Annotated in this window: 14 protein-coding genes and 1 pseudogene; 8 read left to right on the top strand and 7 right to left on the bottom strand. The window is 69.8% G+C overall.

The window, feature by feature from the left end:
* Positions 1-75 precede the first annotated feature (75 nt).
* Positions 76-1,869: a monovalent cation:proton antiporter-2 (CPA2) family protein gene (locus K6753_RS01500; protein ID WP_223674414.1), complete on the bottom strand. Its 1,794-nt coding sequence runs from the start codon at positions 1,867-1,869 to the stop codon at positions 76-78.
* A gap of 93 nt (positions 1,870-1,962) precedes the next feature.
* On the opposite strand from K6753_RS01500, the gene K6753_RS01495 reads away from it, so the two are divergent.
* Positions 1,963-2,808 carry an energy transducer TonB gene (locus K6753_RS01495; RefSeq protein ID WP_223674413.1) on the top strand — a complete coding sequence of 282 codons (846 nt, stop codon included), beginning with the start codon at positions 1,963-1,965 and terminating at the stop codon, positions 2,806-2,808.
* Positions 2,809-2,897: 89 nt separating this feature from the next.
* Here K6753_RS01495 and rho read toward each other — a convergent pair whose 3' ends face one another.
* Positions 2,898-4,634 carry a transcription termination factor Rho gene (rho, locus tag K6753_RS01490; RefSeq protein ID WP_223674412.1) on the bottom strand — a complete coding sequence of 579 codons (1,737 nt, stop codon included), beginning with the start codon at positions 4,632-4,634 and terminating at the stop codon, positions 2,898-2,900.
* Positions 4,635-4,920: 286 nt separating this feature from the next.
* Complete coding sequence (gene trxA, locus K6753_RS01485; RefSeq protein ID WP_223674411.1) at positions 4,921-5,250, bottom strand: thioredoxin TrxA; 330 nt, start codon at positions 5,248-5,250, stop codon at positions 4,921-4,923.
* Positions 5,251-5,477: 227 nt separating this feature from the next.
* Between trxA and rhlB the strand changes: the two genes are divergently transcribed.
* The 6 genes from rhlB to ung all read left to right on the top strand — a co-directional run bounded on the left by rhlB (position 5,478) and on the right by ung (position 10,970).
* Entirely contained in the window at positions 5,478-7,256 is a 1,779-nt protein-coding gene (gene rhlB / locus K6753_RS01480; protein ID WP_223674410.1) for an ATP-dependent RNA helicase RhlB, read from the top strand.
* Between the two features lie 179 nt (positions 7,257-7,435).
* A complete protein-coding gene (gene ftsE / locus K6753_RS01475; protein ID WP_223674409.1) occupies positions 7,436-8,122 on the top strand; it encodes a cell division ATP-binding protein FtsE in 687 nt (228 codons plus the stop codon).
* On the top strand, positions 8,119-9,084 hold the full coding sequence (ftsX, locus tag K6753_RS01470) for a permease-like cell division protein FtsX (RefSeq protein WP_223674408.1): 966 nt from the start codon (positions 8,119-8,121) through the stop codon (positions 9,082-9,084). Before ftsE ends, ftsX begins: the two co-directional genes overlap by 4 nt.
* A gap of 62 nt (positions 9,085-9,146) precedes the next feature.
* On the top strand, positions 9,147-9,920 hold the full coding sequence (locus K6753_RS01465; RefSeq protein WP_223674833.1) for a response regulator: 774 nt from the start codon (positions 9,147-9,149) through the stop codon (positions 9,918-9,920).
* 64 nt (positions 9,921-9,984) lie between these two features.
* Positions 9,985-10,257, top strand: a complete 273-nt coding sequence (locus K6753_RS01460; RefSeq protein WP_223674407.1) for a hypothetical protein — start codon at positions 9,985-9,987, stop codon at positions 10,255-10,257.
* A 5-nt stretch (positions 10,258-10,262) separates the two neighbouring features.
* A complete protein-coding gene (gene ung, locus K6753_RS01455; RefSeq protein WP_223674406.1) occupies positions 10,263-10,970 on the top strand; it encodes a uracil-DNA glycosylase in 708 nt (235 codons plus the stop codon).
* A gap of 132 nt (positions 10,971-11,102) precedes the next feature.
* Here ung and K6753_RS01450 read toward each other — a convergent pair whose 3' ends face one another.
* Positions 11,103-12,083, bottom strand: coding sequence for a glutathione S-transferase family protein (locus tag K6753_RS01450; RefSeq protein ID WP_223674405.1), 981 nt, complete (start codon positions 12,081-12,083; stop codon positions 11,103-11,105).
* A gap of 182 nt (positions 12,084-12,265) precedes the next feature.
* Here K6753_RS01450 and rpoH point away from each other — a divergent pair, with 182 nt between their 5' ends.
* On the top strand, positions 12,266-13,144 hold the full coding sequence (rpoH, locus tag K6753_RS01445; RefSeq protein WP_223674404.1) for an RNA polymerase sigma factor RpoH: 879 nt from the start codon (positions 12,266-12,268) through the stop codon (positions 13,142-13,144).
* Between the two features lie 79 nt (positions 13,145-13,223).
* Here rpoH and K6753_RS01440 read toward each other — a convergent pair whose 3' ends face one another.
* The 3 genes and pseudogenes from K6753_RS01440 to K6753_RS01430 all read right to left on the bottom strand — a co-directional run bounded on the left by K6753_RS01440 (position 13,224) and on the right by K6753_RS01430 (position 17,976).
* Complete coding sequence (locus K6753_RS01440; protein ID WP_223674403.1) at positions 13,224-14,240, bottom strand: 3-oxoacyl-ACP synthase III; 1,017 nt, start codon at positions 14,238-14,240, stop codon at positions 13,224-13,226.
* Between the two features lie 215 nt (positions 14,241-14,455).
* Positions 14,456-14,773, bottom strand: a pseudogene (locus tag K6753_RS01435) (DUF4156 domain-containing protein); the annotation flags it as partial.
* Positions 14,774-15,090: 317 nt separating this feature from the next.
* On the bottom strand, positions 15,091-17,976 hold the full coding sequence (locus K6753_RS01430) for a M16 family metallopeptidase (protein ID WP_223674402.1): 2,886 nt from the start codon (positions 17,974-17,976) through the stop codon (positions 15,091-15,093).
* Positions 17,977-18,304 lie beyond the last annotated feature (328 nt).

Raw genomic sequence — 18,304 nt, 5'->3', positions numbered from 1 at the left:
CGGTGTGCGAAGCGCACCGTGCCGCGTCGAAGGCTGTCCTGCCATGCCGGGGACGTTTGCTCGCAACGCCGCACCCTATTCGTCGCGACCTGCCCCGCCGCGGTCCGCCTCGAACAACTGCTCCAGCTCGCGCCGTGCGTCCTGCGCGCTCTGTAGCAGCGCGGCCTCGTCGTCGTGCACCAGGTACTGCTCGTTGAGGATGCGCTCGTCGTGTTCACGGAAGCGGGCGGCGTGGTCGCGCGCGACATCCTCCGGCACGCCCAGCGCGACCAGCAGGCGCTCGCCCATCATCAAGCTGGAGTGGAACATCTCGCGCACCGCCTGCGCGCCCATGTCCATCAGCGCCCAGGCATGCCGGCGGTCGCGCGCACGCGCGAACACCTTCGCCTCCGGGTACAGCCGTCGCAACATGCGCACCGTACGCAGGTTGGCCGCCGGGTCGTCGATCGCCACCACGAACGCGCGCACGTGCTGCGCCCCCGCCGCGCGCAGCAGGTCCGGCCGCGCCGGGTCGCCGTAGTAGACGATGTTGCCGAATCGGCGCACGAAGTCGACCTGCTCGGCGTTGTGCTCGATGGCGATGAACGGGATCTTCTGCGCCACCAGCATGCGCGCGACGATCTGCCCGAAGCGGCCGAAACCGGCCACCAGCACCTGCGGATGCGTGTCGTGCACGGTGTCGAAGTCGCGTGCCGGCACCGGCTCGGGATGCCGGGCCAGCAGGCGCGCCACGCCGACCAGCAGCAGCGGCGTCAGCGCCATCGATATGCCGACCACCGCGACCAGGCGGTCGCGCATCGCCTGGTCGATCAACCCGGCGCGGAGCGCTTCGGCAAACACAACGAAGGCGAACTCGCCGCCCAACGCCAGCACGGCACCCAGCCGCATCGCCTCGCGCGGCCGCAGCCCGCCCGGGCGCAGTCCGATGACGAACAGGAGCGCGAACTTGATGACGATCAGGGCGGCGACCAGGCTGGCCACCAGCGCGGGCTCCTCCACGACGCGCTGCAGGTCGATGCTCATGCCGACCGCCATGAAGAACAGGCCCAGCAGCAGGCCCTTGAACGGCTCGATCTGCGATTCCAGCTCATGGCGGAATTCGGAGTCGGCCAGCAGCACGCCGGCCAGGAATGCACCCAGGCCGGCCGACAGCCCCGCGCCCTGCATCACCCACGCGGCGCCCAGGACCGTCAGCAGCGAGGCGCCGGTGAAGACCTCCGGCATGCCGGTGCGTGCAACGAACCGGAACACGCGACGCAGCAGGAACCGCCCACCCAGCACGACCAGCGCGATAGCGCCAAGGGCATTGATGACGGCAGTGGCCGACAGACCCCCGGCCTCGACCGCGGCGGCCTGCCCCAGCAGCGGAATGGCCGCCAGCAACGGAATGGCCGCCAGGTCCTGGAACAGCAGGATGGCGAAGGCCAGCCGCCCGTGGGGGGCGCCCAGCGCCCGGCGTTCGGCCAGCAGTTGCAGGCACACGGCAGTGGAGGACAGCGCCAGGCCGAACCCGATGATGGTGGCGGCCTTCCATCCAAGGCCCCCGCCGAATGCGGCCAGCGCCGCCAGGACCAGGCCGCTCGACAGCACCTGCAGCCCGCCCGCGCCGAACACCGGCTTGCGCATCACCGACAACCGCGCGGGCGACAGCTCCAGCCCGATCACGAACAGCAGCATCACCACGCCGATCTCCGCCGCGGCCAGCACCGGCTCTGCATCGCGGATCACGGCCACGCCGTAGGGCCCCAGCGCCACGCCCGCCGCGAGGTACCCCAGCACCGCCCCCAGCCCCGCGCGCCGGAACACCGGCACCGCGATCACCGCGGCCAGCAGGAACACCAGCGCCAACTCCAGACCGCCACCGTGCATGGGACACCTCCTGCGTTGATTATGGCGGTGGACGCCTGCCGGGGACCTGCTCCGGACGGTATGCTCCCCCGCTTGGACTACAAGGAGGAGGTCATGAGAGTGGCACGTACATGGATAGGGCTTTTTCTGGCACTGGTGACGCTGCCGGCCTTCGCCGGCGGTCCGGGCGCGGTGCGCAAGCAGGTCGAGTCGAGCATGCTGGTGAAGGGCACCATCGACGTTAATGCCGACGGCAGCGTGGCCGGCCATGCGCTGGAGCAACCGGACAAGCTCCCGCCCGGCGTGGTCGACCTTGTTACTCAGGCCGTGCGGGCATGGCGGTTCGGACCCGTCAAGCTGCGCGAGGGCGAGGCCTACGCACGTGCCGGGGTGAGCGTGCGCGTAGTGGCCAAGAAGGTGGATGAAGACGGCTTCATCGTGGAGGTCCGCGGCGCACAATTCAGCGAGGCGCGGCCGGGGGAATCCGTCACCGCCGACAAGATGTCGCCCCCGCCTTACCCCCGCGGGCTGGGGGCGTCGGGCATTGGCGGCGAGGTGTACCTCATCGTCAAGGTCGGGCGATCGGGCGAGGTCGAAGACGTGGTGGCCGAGCAGGTGAACCTGTTTACGCTCGGCAGCGAATCGCAAATCGCCCGTTGGCGCGATCAGCTGGCAAAGTCCGCAGTGCGCGCAGCGAGGCAATGGACCTTCAGTCCGCCAACCAAGGGTGCGTACGTGGATCGCCCTTTCTGGCTGGCCCGTGTTCCGGTGGCGTACCACGTGACGGGGCGTCACCGCCAAGCCCAGTACGGCCAGTGGCAGGCATATGTCCCCGGCCCCCATCTTGGCAACCCGTGGTACCGCGACGAGTCAGCCCCAGACGCCGATGCGATCGCGGCGGGCAACGTTCAACCGGTCGACAATGCGTTCCGCTTGCTGACGCCCATGCAAGGGGGTTAGAACCACTCCGCGCCGGTGTCGCACCAGCGAAAAAAACAGACGCCCCGCAGCGCGGGGCGTCTGTTCGATAGCGTCGATAGCGCGCGCGTTCAGCGCTTCATCGAACTGAAGAACTCGTCGTTGGACTTGGTGGTCTTCATCTTGTCCAGCAGGAACTCCATCGCGCCGATCTCGTCCATGCCGTGCAGCAGCTTGCGCAGGATCCAGATCTTCTGCAGCAGTTCCGGCTCGATCAGCAGGTCCTCGCGGCGGGTGCCGGAGCGGTTGATGTCGATGGCCGGGTAGACGCGCTTCTCGGCGATGCGACGATTGAGGTGGACCTCGGAGTTGCCGGTGCCCTTGAACTCCTCGTAGATCACCTCGTCCATCTTGCTGCCGGTGTCGATCAGCGCGGTGGCGATGATGGTCAGGCTGCCGCCTTCCTCAACGTTGCGGGCCGCGCCGAAGAAACGCTTCGGGCGGTGCAGCGCGTTGGCGTCGACACCACCGGACAGGATCTTGCCGGAGCTGGGCACGACGTTGTTGTACGCGCGAGCCAGGCGGGTGATCGAGTCGAGCAGGATCACCACGTCCTTCTTGTGCTCGACCAGGCGCTTGGCGCGCTCGATCACCATCTCGGCAACTTGCACGTGGCGGCCGGCGGGCTCGTCGAAGGTCGAGGACACGACTTCGCCGCGCACGGTGCGCTGCATCTCGGTCACTTCCTCGGGGCGCTCGTCGACCAGCAGCACGATCAGGTGCACGTCCGGGTGGTTGTGCGTGATCGCGGTGGCGACCTGCTGCATCAGCATGGTCTTGCCGGCCTTGGGCGGGCTGACGATCAGCGCGCGCTGGCCCTTACCCTGCGGCGCCATCAGATCCATGATTCGGCCGGTGATGTCCTCGGTGCTGCCGTCGCCGCGCTCGAGGCGGAACTTGCGGCGCGGGAACAGCGGCGTGAGGTTCTCGAACAGGACCTTGTTCTTGGACGCCTCCAGCGGCTCGCCGTTGATGGTGTCGACGATCGACAGCGCGAAGTAGCGCTCGCCGTCCTTGGGCCAGCGGATGCGGCCCGACAGGTGGTCGCCGGTGCGCAGGTTGAAGCGGCGGATCTGGCTGGGCGAGATGTAGGTGTCGTCCGGGCCGGCCAGGTAGCTGGCCTCGGCCGCGCGCAGGAAGCCGAAGCCGTCGGGCAGGATTTCCAGCACGCCGTCGGCGGCCACGCCCTCGCCGTGCCGGGTCAGCACCTTGAGGACGGCGAAGATGACGTCCTGCTTGCGGGCGCGGGCGACGCCCTCGGAGATGTTCAGCTGCTCGGCGATCTCCAGCAGCTTGTGAGCCGGCATGCGCTTGAGGTCGCCCAGCGAGTACACCGGGAAGCCCTCGGGCACCTGCGGGTTGGGGCGCGGGACGAAGTTCTCATTGCCGCCGTCGTCGCTGGGCATGCCGTCACGGTTGCCACCGCCACCGCCGCCACCGCGGTTGCGATCGCGCCGGTTGCGGAAGCGCTCGCGGCGATTGCCACGCTGGCCGCCGCCTTCGTTGCCCTCGCCTCGCGGGCCGCCGTCGTTCTGGCCTCCGGACGACGCTTGGCTGCCGGACTGGCTTTCGGCCGGCTTGCCGGCGTCGGCCGCGCGCGGGGCGTCGGAACGGGGCTCGTTGCGGGGTGCGTCGGACGGCGCAGGCGCGTCGGCCTTGGGTGCATCCGACTTGGCGGGTGCGGACTTGGCGGGCGCGGCGTCACCGCGCGGCGTGGTGTCGGCGGGCGCGGCGTCGGCCTTGGGGGCACGCGGCTTGCGCACGCGCTTTTCGGCGCTGTCGCCGGCGTCGGGGGTCTGGTCGGACAAGCAGGAATTCCTCGCTAAGCGGCGAGCGCCCGCCATCGGGCGAGCGGGACGTCAGGGACGTGATGATCGAGAAGGGTGCGGCGCCGGGCGGCGGGACGGTGGGCTGTCGCGCCGGTCAACGGTTACGCCGGTGGCGCGAAACTAGCACTGCCGGTGGCCCGCAGCAAGCGGGGACGTGAACGGGAGGGGGCTCGCAGGTATGTCGGGGGACGCCTCCGGGACGGTTGCGTGCCTCCCGGGGTGCATCGAGGCGGGCGGGGCGCACGTGCGCGCCCGCCCTTCCGGTTCAGGCGATCGCCTTGTCCAGCATCTGGCTCAGCTGGGCCTTGCCGACCGCGCCGATCTGTGTGGCCTGGACCTGGCCGTCCTTGAACAGCAGCAGCATCGGGATCGAGCGCACGTGGTACTTCATCGCCGTGGTGCGGTTGTGGTCGACGTTGACCTTGGCGATCTTGACGCGGCCGTCGTAGGCCTCGGCCAGTTCGTCCAGGGCCGGCGCGATCATCTTGCAGGGCCCGCACCACTCGGCCCAGAAATCGACCAGGACGGGTTCGGAGGACTGCAGCACGGCGCTGTCGAAATCGGCATCGCCGACATGCATCACTTTTTCGCTCACGGGAGGCTCCTGCGGTGCGGGTTCTGGGGTGGCGGGGCGGCAACGGCCGCCACCCGGGACGGGGCCCGGCGCGCCATTGCGCTAAACTGGGGCGTTTCGCGGGGCCTTCAAGGCGCCGCGCCTGCGGTCAGGACGCAACTGGCCGACCCCCGGCAGTCTGCGTGGCCCGTGCCGGCCGTGCAAGCGCCCACCACTGCGCGCCACCGCGCGCCGGACACCTGATACGCATGAGCGACAAGCCCCTGACCGACATCACGTTCGACTCGTTCGAACTGCATCCCTCCCTGCTGGCCGGCCTTGAAGCCGCCGGCTTCACCCGCTGCACCCCGATCCAGGCCATGACCCTGCCGGTCGCCCTCAAGGGCGGCGACGTCGCCGGCCAGGCGCAGACCGGCACCGGCAAGACGCTGGCGTTCCTGGTGGCGGTGATGAACCGCCTGCTGACGCAGCCGGCGCTGGCCGAGCGCAAGCCCGAGGACCCGCGCGCGCTGATCCTGGCGCCCACGCGCGAGCTGGCCATCCAGATCCACAAGGACGCGGTCAAGTTCGGCGCCGACCTCGGCCTGAAGTTCGCGCTGGTCTACGGCGGCGTCGATTACGACAAGCAGCGCGCGCTGCTCCAGGAAGGCGCCGACGTCATCATCGCCACGCCCGGCCGCCTGATCGACTACGTCAAGCAGCACAAGGTCGTGTCGCTGCACGCCTGCGAAATGTGCGTGCTGGACGAAGCCGACCGCATGTTCGACCTGGGCTTCATCAAGGACATCCGCTTCCTGCTGCGCCGGATGCCCGCGCGCACCACGCGCCAGACGCTGCTGTTCTCGGCCACGCTCAGCCACCGCGTGCTGGAGTTGGCGTACGAGCACATGAACGAGCCGCAGAAGCTGGTGGTCGAGACCGAGACCATCACCGCCTCGCGCGTGCGCCAGAAGCTGTACTACCCGGCCGACGAGGAAAAACTGCCGCTGCTGCTGGGCCTGCTGTCGCGCAGCGAGGGCGCGCGCACGATGGTGTTCGTCAACACCAAGGCCTTTGTCGAGCGCGTAGCGCGGGCGCTGGAACGCGCCGGCTACCGCGTCGGCGTGCTGAGCGGCGACGTCCCGCAGAAGAAGCGCGAGTCGCTGCTGAAGAAGTTCCAGGCCGGCCAGCTGGAGATCCTGGTCGCCACCGACGTGGCCGCGCGCGGCCTGCATATCGATGGCGTGTCGCACGTCTACAACTACGACCTGCCGTTCGACGCCGAGGACTACGTGCACCGCATCGGCCGCACGGCGCGCCTGGGCGCCGAGGGCGACGCGATCAGCTTCGCCTGCGAGCGCTACGCGATGGGCCTGCCGGACATCGAGGCGTACATCGACCAGAAGCTGCCGTCCGAGCCGGTGACCGCCGAGCTGCTGAAGGCGCTGCCGCGCACGCCGCGGGCCGTGCCCGAGGGCAGTGAGGGCGATGACTCCGAGAGCATCGGCGAGATCTTCAAGGAAGCGCGCGAACAGCGCGCGGCCGACGAGGAGCGCCGCGGTGGCGGTCGTCGTGGCCCCGGCGGAAGTGCCGGCGGTCGTGGCCGCAGCGGCGAGCGCCGCAGTGAAGGTGGCGCGCCGCGTCCGCGCCGCCCGCGCCGCGACGAAGGCGCTACCGCTGTCGCTGCCGGTGCCGAGGCGGGTGTCGCCGAGGCCCGCGCGCCTCGTCCGCAGACCGCGGCAACTGCTCCCGATGCCGCGCCTGCAGCAGGCGACGATGCCGCCCGTCCGCCGCGCAAGCGCCGTCGCCGTCGCGGCGGCCGCAAGCTGGCCGAGGGCGAGACCGCTGCACCCGCTGCAGCCGACAACGCCGCGCCTATCTCCGCCCCGGCCCCGCGCCGGTCCGGCCCGACCCAGGTCAACGCTCGCAAGGCCCAGGCCAGCGCGCCGGCCGCATCGAGCCAGACCACCGACAAGCCCGGCCTGCTGGGCCGCATCGGCCGCGGGCTGAAGTCGCTGGTGACTCGGGCGCCGCGCTCCCAGCACTGACGTAACCACGGCGGGGCGTGCCCCGCGCCTGGTTGGTTGCACCCACGAACGGCCGGTCGATCTCTCGACCGGCCGTTCGTGCTTTTGCACCTGCCTGGTTTACGTCTGCCCGTTTCCTTCTGCCCGCCTTCCCTTCTGCGATACTCCCGGCTCCCCCGACAGCGGACCGCCCACCGTCCATGCCCGTCCTGCGATTCGACAACGTCAGCAAGCACTACGCCGGCGGCCGCCAGGCCCTGAGCGAGGTGACGTTCGAGGTCGACGCCGGCGAGATGCTGTTCGTCACCGGGCACTCCGGCGCCGGCAAGAGCACGCTGCTCAAGCTGATCCACCTGTCGGAGCGCGCCAGCCGCGGCGCGGTGCTGTTCAACGAGCGCAACCTGCGCAACGTGCGCGGCCGCCAGGTGGCCATGCACCGGCGCGAGGTCGGTGTCGTGTTCCAGGACCACCGCCTGCTGGCCGACCGCAGCGTCGCCGACAACGTCGGACTGCCGCTGCTGCTGCGCGGCACCGCCCGCGGCGAGATCGGCAAACGCGTGCGCGTGGCGCTGGAAAAAGTCGCACTGGCCGATCGCGGCGACGCGCTGCCGACGCAACTGTCGGCCGGTGAACAGCAGCGCGTCGGCATCGCCCGCGCGCTGGTCACCGAACCCCGTCTGCTGGTGGCCGACGAGCCCACCGGCAACCTCGACCCCACCCTGTCGGCCGAAATCATGGCGCTGCTGGAGTCTCTGCCCGAGCGCGGCACCAGCGTGCTGGTCGCCAGCCACGACCTCGGCCTCGTCAAGCGCATGCGCAAGCGCGTACTGGTGCTGGGCGACGGCCGCCTGCTGGACGACATCCGTCCTGAGGACCTCGCGGAATGACCGCCCCGGCCACCCACACGGTCACCCCACGCAGCCGTTCCCGCATCGGTGCATGGCTGGACCACCACGCCTACAGCTTCGTGGCCAGCATCGGCCGCATGCTGGGCAAGCCGTGGGCCACGCTGCTGACCGTCGGCGTCATGGCGGTGGCGCTCGCGTTGCCGCTGGGCCTGTGGGGCGCGCTGTCCAACGTCGAGCGCCTGGCCGGCGACGTGCGCCAGTCGCGCCAGGTCAGCGTGTTCCTGCAGTCCTCGGTGGACGCCGGCCAGGCGGCGGCACTGGCCGACACCCTGCGCGGCGATGCCGACGTGGCCGCGGTGGAACTGCGCACGCCCGACCAGGGCCTGGCGGAACTGCACGAGCGCGGCGGCCTGGGCGAGGCGGTGGACGCGCTCGATTCACTCGGCCTGGACGAAAACCCGCTGCCCTACCTGCTGCTGGTGACGCCGGCCGGCGACGAACGCCTGCTCGCCGATCGCCTGCAGTCGCTACCCCAGGCCGACGTCGTCCAGCATGATGCCGCGTGGCGCGAGCGCCTGGACGGCTGGCTGCGCTTCGGCCTGCGGCTGGCCGCGGTGCTCGCCGTGCTGCTGGGCTTGGGCGCGGCGCTGGTGGTCGGCAACACGGTGCGCCTGGACATCCAGCAGCGGCGCGAGGAGATCGGCGTGCTGCAACTGCTGGGCGCCACCGATGGATTCATCCGCAGGCCATTCCTGTACCTGGGCGCGTGGTATGGCCTGGCCGCGGGTGCACTCGCACTGCTGGTGCTGACCGGCACCCAGCTCGCATTGCGCGCGCCGCTGGCGGAACTGGCTGCCAGCTACGGCAGCGACTTCGCCCTGCGCGGGTTCGCGCCGTTGCACGTGCTGGCGATCGTGCTGGCGGCGGCCGCGCTGGGGTGGCTCGGCGCCGGCCTCGTGACCGGCCACTACCTCCGCCAGACCCGCCCCACCGACACCTGAGCACCGCCGTGACCGACGAGACCTCCACCCTGCGCCACGTCGCCGCACCTGCCCCGCGGGTGATGGTGGTGGACGGCAGCAAGCTGGTGCGCAAGCTGATCGGCGACGTGCTGCAACGCGAGGTCGCCGATGTCGAGGTGGTGTCGTGCGGCAGCATCCGCGAGGCTCGCGAGGCGCTGGCCGCAGGACCGGTGGACCTCGTCACTACGTCCCTGTCGCTGCCCGATGGCGACGGCATCGCGCTGGCGCGCAGCGTGCGCGAGGCGGCGGGCCAGCGTTACGTCCCGATCATCGTGATCTCCGCCGATGCGCAGGCGCACCTGGAATCGCGCCGCTTCACCGAGGACGTCACCGACTACTTCGACAAGGCGCTGGGCCATACCGCGCTGGCCGCCTTCATCCGTGGCTACGTTCAACCGCAACCGATTCCCGGCGCGCGGGTGCTGTACGTGGAGGACAGCAAGGTCGTCGCGCTAGCGACCAAGCGCATGCTCGAGCGCCAGCAACTCACCGTGCTGCACTTCGTCGGCGTGGAGGAAGCGCTCGAGTACCTGGAGCAGCACCGTGGCCAGGACGACATCGGCACCGACCTGGTGCTGACCGACGTCTACCTCAAGGGCGAACTGGAAGGCAGCGACCTGCTCGATCGGCTGCGCAACGACTTCGGCTACGGCAAGCGCCGCCTGCCGGTACTGGTGATGACCGGCGACGCCAACCCCGACAACCAGTCCAACCTGCTGCGCGCCGGCGCCAACGACCTGGTGCTGAAACCGATCGAGGAGCGGCTGCTGGTGACCAAGACGCTGTTCCAGCTGCGACTTTCGAAGTTGCCCTGAGCGCGGGACGCCACGCGACGCTCCTCGCACACGCCACGAACCCGACCGACAAGGAGTCCCATCGATGGATCGCACCCAAGCCGAAACCGCCGCGCAAGCGCTGCTTGACCCTGAGCTGAAAGCGCGCGCGTCCGAAATGCAGGCGAGGCAGCGCCGGGAAGACCAGGCCCGCACGCAGCGCCGGCACGGGCTGTTCGCGCTGGCCGGGTTTCTCCTCGCAGGCGGCATCGGCCTGTTCGTGTTCGAGCGCATCGGCGTGTACGGAATGATCGGCGCGTTCGCAGGCCTGCTGTGCGCGTACGCGTACGACCGGTTGCGGGGACTTCCCGGGTACTGAGCTGCGTGGACAGCGCCCGCATCCAGCTCGAACCCTCCTGGAAGGCCCGCGTCGGCGACTACCTGCAGCGCGACGACATGCAGGCGCTGGCCGCGTACCTGCGCCAGCGCAAGGCCGCCGGCGCGCGCACCTACCCGCCGGGCGCGGAGATCTTCGCCGCCTTCGAGGCCACGCCGTTCGATGCGGTGAAAGTGGTGGTGCTGGGTCAGGACCCGTACCACGGCCCCGGGCAGGCACACGGGCTGTGCTTCTCGGTGCGTCCCGGCGTCGACGTGCCGCCGTCGCTGCTCAACATCTACAAGGAGCTGGAACGCGACACCGGGTTCGTGCGCCCGGACCACGGCTACCTGATGGACTGGGCGCGACGCGGCGTGCTGTTGCTCAACAGCGTGTTGACCGTGGAGGCCGGCCAGGCCGGCAGCCACCAGGGACGCGGTTGGGAGGGCTTCACCGACCATGTCGTGGACACGCTCAACCGCGAGCGCGAAGGCCTGGTGTTCCTGCTGTGGGGCAGCTACGCGCAGAAGAAGGGTGCGGTGATCGATACCGGCCGGCACCGCGTGCTGAAGGCCCCGCACCCGTCGCCGCTGTCGGCGCACCGCGGGTTCCTGGGCTGTGGGCATTTCTCCAAGGCCAACGACTACCTGGCCCGCCGCGGGCTGAAGCCGATCGACTGGTCGCTGCCGCCGAAGGGTGCCTTGGCGGTCGAGTGACGCGCTCGCGGTAGTCGGCAGCTTCTTGTAGGAGCGGCTTCAGCCGCGAACACCGCCCTATGCAGGCACCGCACCTTCGCGTTCGCGGCTGAAGCCGCTCCTACAGGGGCTTGGACGTGATCGGCGACTTGCCTATCCCGGACCCTCGCGCCCATGCGGCGCCTCCAGGTCCTGCACCGGTCCGGCCGGGACGATGCGGCTCGGGTTGATCCAGTCGTGGCTGCGGTAGTAGTGGTTCTTGATGTGATCGAAGTCGACCGTGTCGCGCACGCCGGGGTGCTGGTAGAGGTCGCGCAGGTACGCATGCAGCACCGGGTATTCGGCCAGCTTGCGCAGGTTGCACTTGAAGTGGCCGTGGTAGACGGGATCGAAGCGCAGCAACGTGGTGAACAGCCGCCAGTCGGCTTCGGTCAGGCGGTCGCCGCACAGGTAGCGGCGGCTTGCGAGGTGCGACTCCAGCCAGTCGAGCGTGTCGAACAGGGCCGTCTCCGCGGCTTCGTACTTGTCCTGCGCGGTGGCGAACCCAGCCTTGTACACGCCATTGTTGACCGTGTCGTAGATGCGCGAGTTGTAGCCGTCGATCTCCCCGCGCAGCGCTTGCGGGTAGTAGTCGCCCGGCACGGCGCCCACGCCGTCGAAGGCGCTGTTGAACATGCGGATGATGTCGGCCGACTCGTTGCTGACGATGGTGCCGCGCCGGATGTCCCACAGCACCGGCACCGTGACCCGGCCCGTCGCGTGCGGATCGGCACGGGTATAGACCTCGTGCAGGCAGCGCGCGCCGTTGATGGGATCGGGCCGGGTGCCGGGCGCCTCGGCGAACGTCCAGCCCTCCTCGCCCATGAACCAGTGCACCACGGACAGGCCGATCATCCGGTCCAGCCCCTTGAGCTGTCGGAATATGAGGGTCCGGTGCGCCCACGGGCAGGCCAGGGATACGTACAGGTGGTAGCGGCCGGGCTCGGCTTCGAACCCGCCCTCACCGGTCGGGCCGGGCGCCCCGTCCGCCGTCACCCAGTGCCGGAACCGGCTGGTTTCGCGCCTGAATGCGCCGCCGGTGGAGTCGGTGTCATAGCCCTGCTGGGTCCACGTGCCGTCGATCAGTCGTCCCACGTCTCGCCTCCTGCTTCCCGCCCCTATCCGGGCAGGTCAAGCGTCTCAGCCTGCCGGCCGAACGGCCCACGGGACGTGAGGATTCACGGCGTTCCGACGAGGCCCACCGTCCCATGAATGCAACAATGCGGAACTTCCGGGCGTCTTAGCAGTCGAACCGACCCACTGCTAAACTCGACGCCATGACCCAGATCGCCCTCTCCCAGTCCCTGGTCGCCAACAACCTGCCGGTTCCGAGCCCGCTCGGGTCGCTGGATGCGTACATCAACGCCGTCCACCAGATCCCGGTGCTCACCGCCGAGGACGAGCAGGCGCTCGCGCGCCGGTTCCACGCCGACGAGGACCTCGACGCCGCCCGCGAGCTGGTGCATTCGCACCTGCGCTTCGTGGTGCATGTGGCGCGTGGCTACAACGGCTACGGCCTGCCGCTGGGCGACCTGATCCAGGAAGGCAACATCGGCCTGATGAAGGCGGTCAAGCGCTTCGACCCCGACCAGGGCGTGCGGCTGGTGTCGTTCGCCGTGCACTGGATCCGCGCCGAGATGCACGAGTTCATCCTGAAGAACTGGCGCATCGTCAAGGTCGCGACCACCAAGGCGCAGCGCAAGCTGTTCTTCAACCTGCGCAGGAGCAAGAAGCGCCTGGGCTGGATGAACGCGGAGGAGGTGCGCACCGTGGCGCGCGACCTCAACGTGTCCGAGCGCGAGGTGCTGGAGATGGAATCGCGCCTGTCGGGCCGCGACATCGGCTTCGATGCGCCGGCCGGCGAAGACGACGACCACGCGCCGCCGTCGCCTGCGGCCTACCTGCGCGCCGACAGCGAGGACCCCTCGCAGACGTACGAGCGCGAGGACGAGGAAGACAGCAAGCTGGCGCTGCTGCGCGAAGGCATGGCCGGGCTGGACGAGCGTTCGCGCGACATCGTCATGCGCCGCTGGCTGGACGACGGCAACAAGGTCACCCTGCAGGAGCTGGCCGACGAGTACGGTGTCTCGGCCGAGCGCATCCGCCAGGTCGAGGCCAACGCGCTCAAGAAGATGCGGGCGCTGTTCGCCGCGTGAGTTGAGCCGCCAGCGACCCAGGAAAAAGGCCCGGGAATCCCGGGCCTTTTTCATATCGTGCTGCAGGCGGTGGAACGCCTTACCAGACCACCTCGGCCATCGAGCAGTTGAGGCCCGAGCCGATGCCCAGCAGCGCCACGCGGTCGCCCTTCTTCAGGCGTCCCATCTCGCGCAGCTTGCTCAGCACGATCGGCACCGACGCCGGGCCGATGTTGCCGTGCTCGGCAAAGATCGTCAGCACCTTCTTCGGGTCGATTCCGAAGGCCTTCACGAAGGCCTGGGTGTGGACCTGGCTGACCTGGTGGATGACGAACTCGTCCAGCTCCTCCACCACCCAGCCCAGCGCCTGCTTGGCGGCGACGAAGGTCTTCTGCGCCAGCTTCAGGCCCTCGACCAGCAGCAGGCGGGTGTCGGTGACCATGCGGTCCAGGTTGCCGCGGCACAGGCCGTTCCACTCGGTGGCGGCGCGCGTCACGCCACCGCGGTAGCGCGGCGCGGACGGCACCAGCTCGGCGCGCGCCATCACCATGGCGGCGGCGCCGCAACCCAGGGTCAGCGTGGCCAGCTCGTTGCGGAACTGTTCTTCGGTGGCATCCGGCGAGGTCAGGCGCTCAAGCGTCTTCTCGTAGGCCAGGTCGGCGGTCTCGCCGTCGACCACCAGGGCGTACTCGATCTCGCCGCGCTCGATCATGCGGGCAGCGATGTCCATGCCGTTGATGAAGGCCAGGCACGCGTTGGCGACGTCGAAGTTCTGGCAGTGCTCGGTCAGGCCGAGGTTGCCGCTGACGATGCTGGCCGTGGACGGCTCCAGGTAGTCGCGGCTGACGGACGTATTGACCAGCAGGCCGACCTTGGATCCATCGATGCCCGCGTCCTCCATCGCCTTGCGCGCGGCCAGCGTGGCCGCGTCGGAGGCCAGCATCGGACCGTCCCACAGGCGGCGCGCGTGGATGCCGGCAATGTCCTTGAGCACGTCGGTGCGGATGCCCAGGCGGTCGAGCGTCGGCTGGAGCCGCGCGTTGATGTCGTCCGAGCTCAGGCGGCGCGGCGCGTCGATATGGGCCAGGCCGGCGATGGCGACGTGTTGGAACAGCATGGGCGGTGGACCGAATGCGGAAAACGCGCAAGGGTACCGCGTTGGCGCCCCGGGCGCATTAGCCGGGGTTGACGGCAAGGCCGCCGCCGGTTGGGCGACGATGGCCGCATGTTCGCCGCGCGAGGCGGCCGCCGGGTTCAGCCTTGCAGCGGGAAGGTCTCAGCGCCCTCGCGCGGGGCCGGCCGAACCGGGGTCAGCAGTGCGCTGGCGCTCCCGCAGCGGTAGCCGGCGAAGCGCTGCTCGCCCTGCACCGGCGGCCCCAAGGGCTGAATGGTGTCCGCGCCCATGCCCGGGCCTTCGTTGCGCGCCAGGGTTTCCAGCTCCTCGCGCACGCGCAGTTCGTTGCGCTCGTAGAAGGCGACGCTGTCCTTGACCGACACCGCGATCTCGCCACGCTTCTCGCAGCCCGCTGGCGCGCCGCCGGCCGGGACCACCCGCACGGCGCTGGCGCCGGGGGCCATGTGCACCCAGGTGCAGGCGCTGGCGAGCAGCATCGTGGCGGTGGCGGTGGCGATGGCAAGGGGTCGGATCATTGCGGTGCCCTTCGGAACGGGATGCGGGATTGTCGCCGCATGACGGCGGCTTGGGGCGGACGAGGGTGAATCCGGAGTGACTCGGCGCGGGATCGATGCGCCGATCAAATGTAGGAGCGGCTTCAGCCGCGATCGTCTGCAGGAGACGTACTCGGGTAGAAACAAAACCCCGGGCAACCGCGGTCGCGACTTGCGTCGCTCTATGCCGTTGAGTGGGTTTTCGGATCGCGGCTGAAGCCGCTCCCACACCGGGGGTGGATCATCGCGTTGAGGGCGAGAATCCCGCCGGGTGGCTTTCCACCCGGCGGGCTCGGTCCTTACTTCGCGGCGCCGCCGTCAGTGCTGGCCGTCGTCGATGCCGCGACCGGCCGGCCATCGGCGTCGAGCACCTGCACCGTGCCCAGCTCGAGCGAGCGCACCGGCACCTCGATCTGGTCGAGGTCGCCCACCACCACCCAGGTCAACGCGCCCGGGTCGATGGTGGTGGCGGCCTGCGCCACCTGCGCCGGCGTCAGGGCCTCGATCTCCGCCTTGCGGCGCGCCACGTAGTCGTCCGGACGGTCGTAGCGGACCATGCTGCTGATCGTGCCGCGCACCGCGCTGCCGGTTTCATACGCACCGGGCAGGCTGCGGATCTCGTTGGCGCGGACCTTGGCGACTTCCTCTTCGGTCGGCGGCGTGGTGCCCTCGGCGTACTCGGCGATCTCGCGCTTGAGCTCGGCCATCGACTCGGCGGTCCTGTCGATCTGCACCGGCGCGAACGCCAGCCACGGACGCTGGCCCAGCGCATCGGGCGCGAAGCTGTAGGAGCCGTAGGCCCAGTGCTTGTCCTCGCGCAGGTTCATGTTGAGGCGCGAGCTGAACTGGCCGCCGAGCACTGTGTTGGCGAACTCGAATTCCGTCGCGTCATCCGACATGGTCGAGGGCACCAGCTGGCCGACGAAGATGTTGGCCTGCACCGCGCCCGGCTGGTCGATCAGGAACACGCGCGGCGCCGTCGGACGCTCGACGTCGGCGACTTCACCGGTGCTCGCCGGCTCGCCTTCACCCTTCCACTCGCCCAGGTGCTTTTCCAGCATCGGCACGATCTCGGCAAGCGTGGTGTCGCCGACGACAACCAGCGTCGCGTTCTCCGGGCGCACCCACGTGCGGTGGTAGGCCAGCAGGTCATTACGCGAGAGCGAGGCGATCGACTCCTCGGTGCCCGAACCGCTGAACGGCATGGCGTAGGCATGGCCTTCGCCGTACAGCAGCGGCGGCATCACGCGCAGCGCGGCGGAATTGGGACGCGCCTTTTCCTGCTTGATGCCGGCGATCCAGGTCGCCTTGACGCGGTCGATTTCCGACTGCGCGAACGTGGGCCGCCGCAGCATGTCGGCAAACAGCGCCAGCGACGGATCCAGCTGCTCCTTGAGCGCGGACAGGTACGCGCTGCCACCGTCCAGCGAGGCGCCCGCACCCAGCTCCGCGCCCAATGCCTCGGCGCGGCCGGCGAACTCGAGCGCGCTGTAGTCCGCCGCGCCCTCGTCGAGCATGCTCATCGCAAAGCTGGAGGTGCCCAGCTTGTGCCCGCCCAGGGCATCGGCCTTGTAGCCGCCATCGAGCAGCAGGCTCATCTGGACCACCGGCACCGCATCGCGTTCGGCCAGGATGACCTTTGTGCCGTTGCTGAGCGTGGCGCGCTGCAGCTCCGGGAACTTCAGTTCGGGGAACTCCTCGGGCATCGGCGGGCCGGCACTGCGGTCCACGGTCGTTTCGGTGGTGGCGTACTTGGCATCCACTGCCGGGAGTGCGAGCGGCGCCGGGTCGACAGCTTCGTCCTCGGCCAGCGGGGTGCGTTCACCAGGCTGCACGACCAGCGTGTGGTCGCCATCGCCCAGCCACTCGCGACCCGCGGCCTGCAGCTGCGACGGCGTCACGGCGGCGACGTTGTCGAGCGTCGCGCGGAAGCAGCCCGGGTCGCCGGCGTAGATCTCGCACGCGGCCAGTGCGTCGGCCTTGCCGCCGAACCCGCCGATGCGCTCGATGCCGCGGATGAAGCCGGCGCGGATCACGGTCTTGGCCTGCGCGACCTCTTCGGCCGTCGGCCCCTCGGCGAGCAGCTTCTCGAGCTCCTCGTCGACGATCGCCTCGACCTTGGCCGGATCGACCCCGTCCTTGACCGTGGCCACCACGAGGAAGTTGGAGCCCAGTTGCGACTCGCTGACCGCGGCGCTGACGCTGTCGACCAGCTTGTCCTCGTGGACCAGCCGCTTCTCGAGGCGCGAGGTGTCGCTGCCACCCAGCACGCGTGCCAGCACGTGCAGGCGGTCGATGTCGACGGTATTGGTGGGCGCGACGTTCCAGGCGCGGTAGATACGCGCCTGCGGCACGTTGTCCTGCATCACCTCACGCGTGTCGGCGGGACGCTGCGCGACGTCGACCGCGGGCTGCGCCATGTCCGGGCCGGCCGGGATGTGGCCGAAGTACTTCGCGACCTTCTCCCGGGCGATGGCGACGTCGATGTCGCCGGCCAGCACCAGCACGGCATTGTTGGGGCCATACCAGGCGCGGAACCAGGTCTTGACGTCCTCGAGCGAGGCCGCGTTGAGGTCGGCCATCGAGCCGATCACGCTGTGGTGGTACGGGTGCCCTTCCGGATACAGCGCCTCGTTGAGCTTCGTCCAGACCTGGCCGTAGGGCTGGTTCTCGCCCTGGCGCTTCTCGTTCTGCACCACGCCGCGCTGCTCGTCGAGCGTCTTCTGGTCGATCGCGCCGAGCATGTGGCCCATGCGGTCGGACTCCATCCACAGCGCCAGGTCGAGCGCGGTGGTGGGCACGTTCTGGAAGTAGTTGGTGCGGTCGGTGTTAGTGGTGCCGTTCATGTCGGTGGCACCGACCAGCTCGAACGGCGTGAAGTACTCCCCACGGTAGTTCTCGGTGCCGTTGAACATCAGGTGTTCGAACAGGTGCGCGAAGCCGGTGCGGCCGCGCGGCTCGTCCTTGCTGCCCACGTGGTACCAGAGGTTGACCGCGACGACCGGCGCCTTGCGGTCGGTGTGGACGATCACCTTCAGCCCGTTGGGCAGGGTGAACTCCTCGTAGGCGATATCGACTTCGGCCTGCTGTGCATGCGCCGGCGCGGCGGTGAACGCCAGCGCGCCGGTGGCGGCGGCAATGGCGAGGGCGAGGACGGCGGCGCGGGGCCGGGCAACGTGGGACATGTGCACTCCTGTGGCGGATCGGGCCGGCCTGCCTGGCCGGCGTGGTGTGTGGCCCGGGCGGGCCGGTTCGCCGGCCATCCTAGCCACCCGCACCGGGGGGTGCACATGGGCCACAAGTCCGGGACCGGCTGCATCCACGTGTCGGCGGCTGCCGTATCTGTGCACGGTTCCCGCCGGCGGGCGTCGCGTACCAAAGCGTTCCTGCGTGCTCCCGCTGGTCCCGGTCGCCGCGCGCGCTCCCGCCCATTCGTCGCCGCGGCGCCCGGGCCGAGGGCGCGACTCCGCCGGCGGGCACCTTCGCGCGGGGCGCCACGTCGCGTGCGTAGAC

The sequence above is a fragment of the Novilysobacter selenitireducens genome (assembly GCF_020026895.1).
Taxonomy (GTDB): Bacteria; Pseudomonadota; Gammaproteobacteria; order Xanthomonadales; family Xanthomonadaceae; genus Lysobacter_C; species Lysobacter_C selenitireducens.
Note: the sequence above shows the minus strand (reverse complement) of the source record. Positions and strands in the feature narration are given on the sequence as shown.

Excerpts from the sequence above, each read along its gene's own strand:
- K6753_RS01500 (WP_223674414.1), bottom strand. The coding sequence starts at position 1,869 with ATGCACGGTGGCGGTCTGGAGTTGGCGCTGGTGTTCCTGCTGGCCGCG.
- K6753_RS01495 (WP_223674413.1), top strand. The coding sequence starts at position 1,963 with ATGAGAGTGGCACGTACATGGATAGGGCTTTTTCTGGCACTGGTGACG.
- rhlB (WP_223674410.1), top strand. The coding sequence starts at position 5,478 with ATGAGCGACAAGCCCCTGACCGACATCACGTTCGACTCGTTCGAACTG.
- ftsE (WP_223674409.1), top strand. The coding sequence starts at position 7,436 with ATGCCCGTCCTGCGATTCGACAACGTCAGCAAGCACTACGCCGGCGGC.
- ftsX (WP_223674408.1), top strand. The coding sequence starts at position 8,119 with ATGACCGCCCCGGCCACCCACACGGTCACCCCACGCAGCCGTTCCCGC.
- K6753_RS01465 (WP_223674833.1), top strand. The coding sequence starts at position 9,147 with ATGGTGGTGGACGGCAGCAAGCTGGTGCGCAAGCTGATCGGCGACGTG.
- K6753_RS01460 (WP_223674407.1), top strand. The coding sequence starts at position 9,985 with ATGGATCGCACCCAAGCCGAAACCGCCGCGCAAGCGCTGCTTGACCCT.
- rpoH (WP_223674404.1), top strand. The coding sequence starts at position 12,266 with ATGACCCAGATCGCCCTCTCCCAGTCCCTGGTCGCCAACAACCTGCCG.
- K6753_RS01440 (WP_223674403.1), bottom strand. The coding sequence starts at position 14,240 with ATGCTGTTCCAACACGTCGCCATCGCCGGCCTGGCCCATATCGACGCG.
- K6753_RS01430 (WP_223674402.1), bottom strand. The coding sequence starts at position 17,976 with ATGTCCCACGTTGCCCGGCCCCGCGCCGCCGTCCTCGCCCTCGCCATT.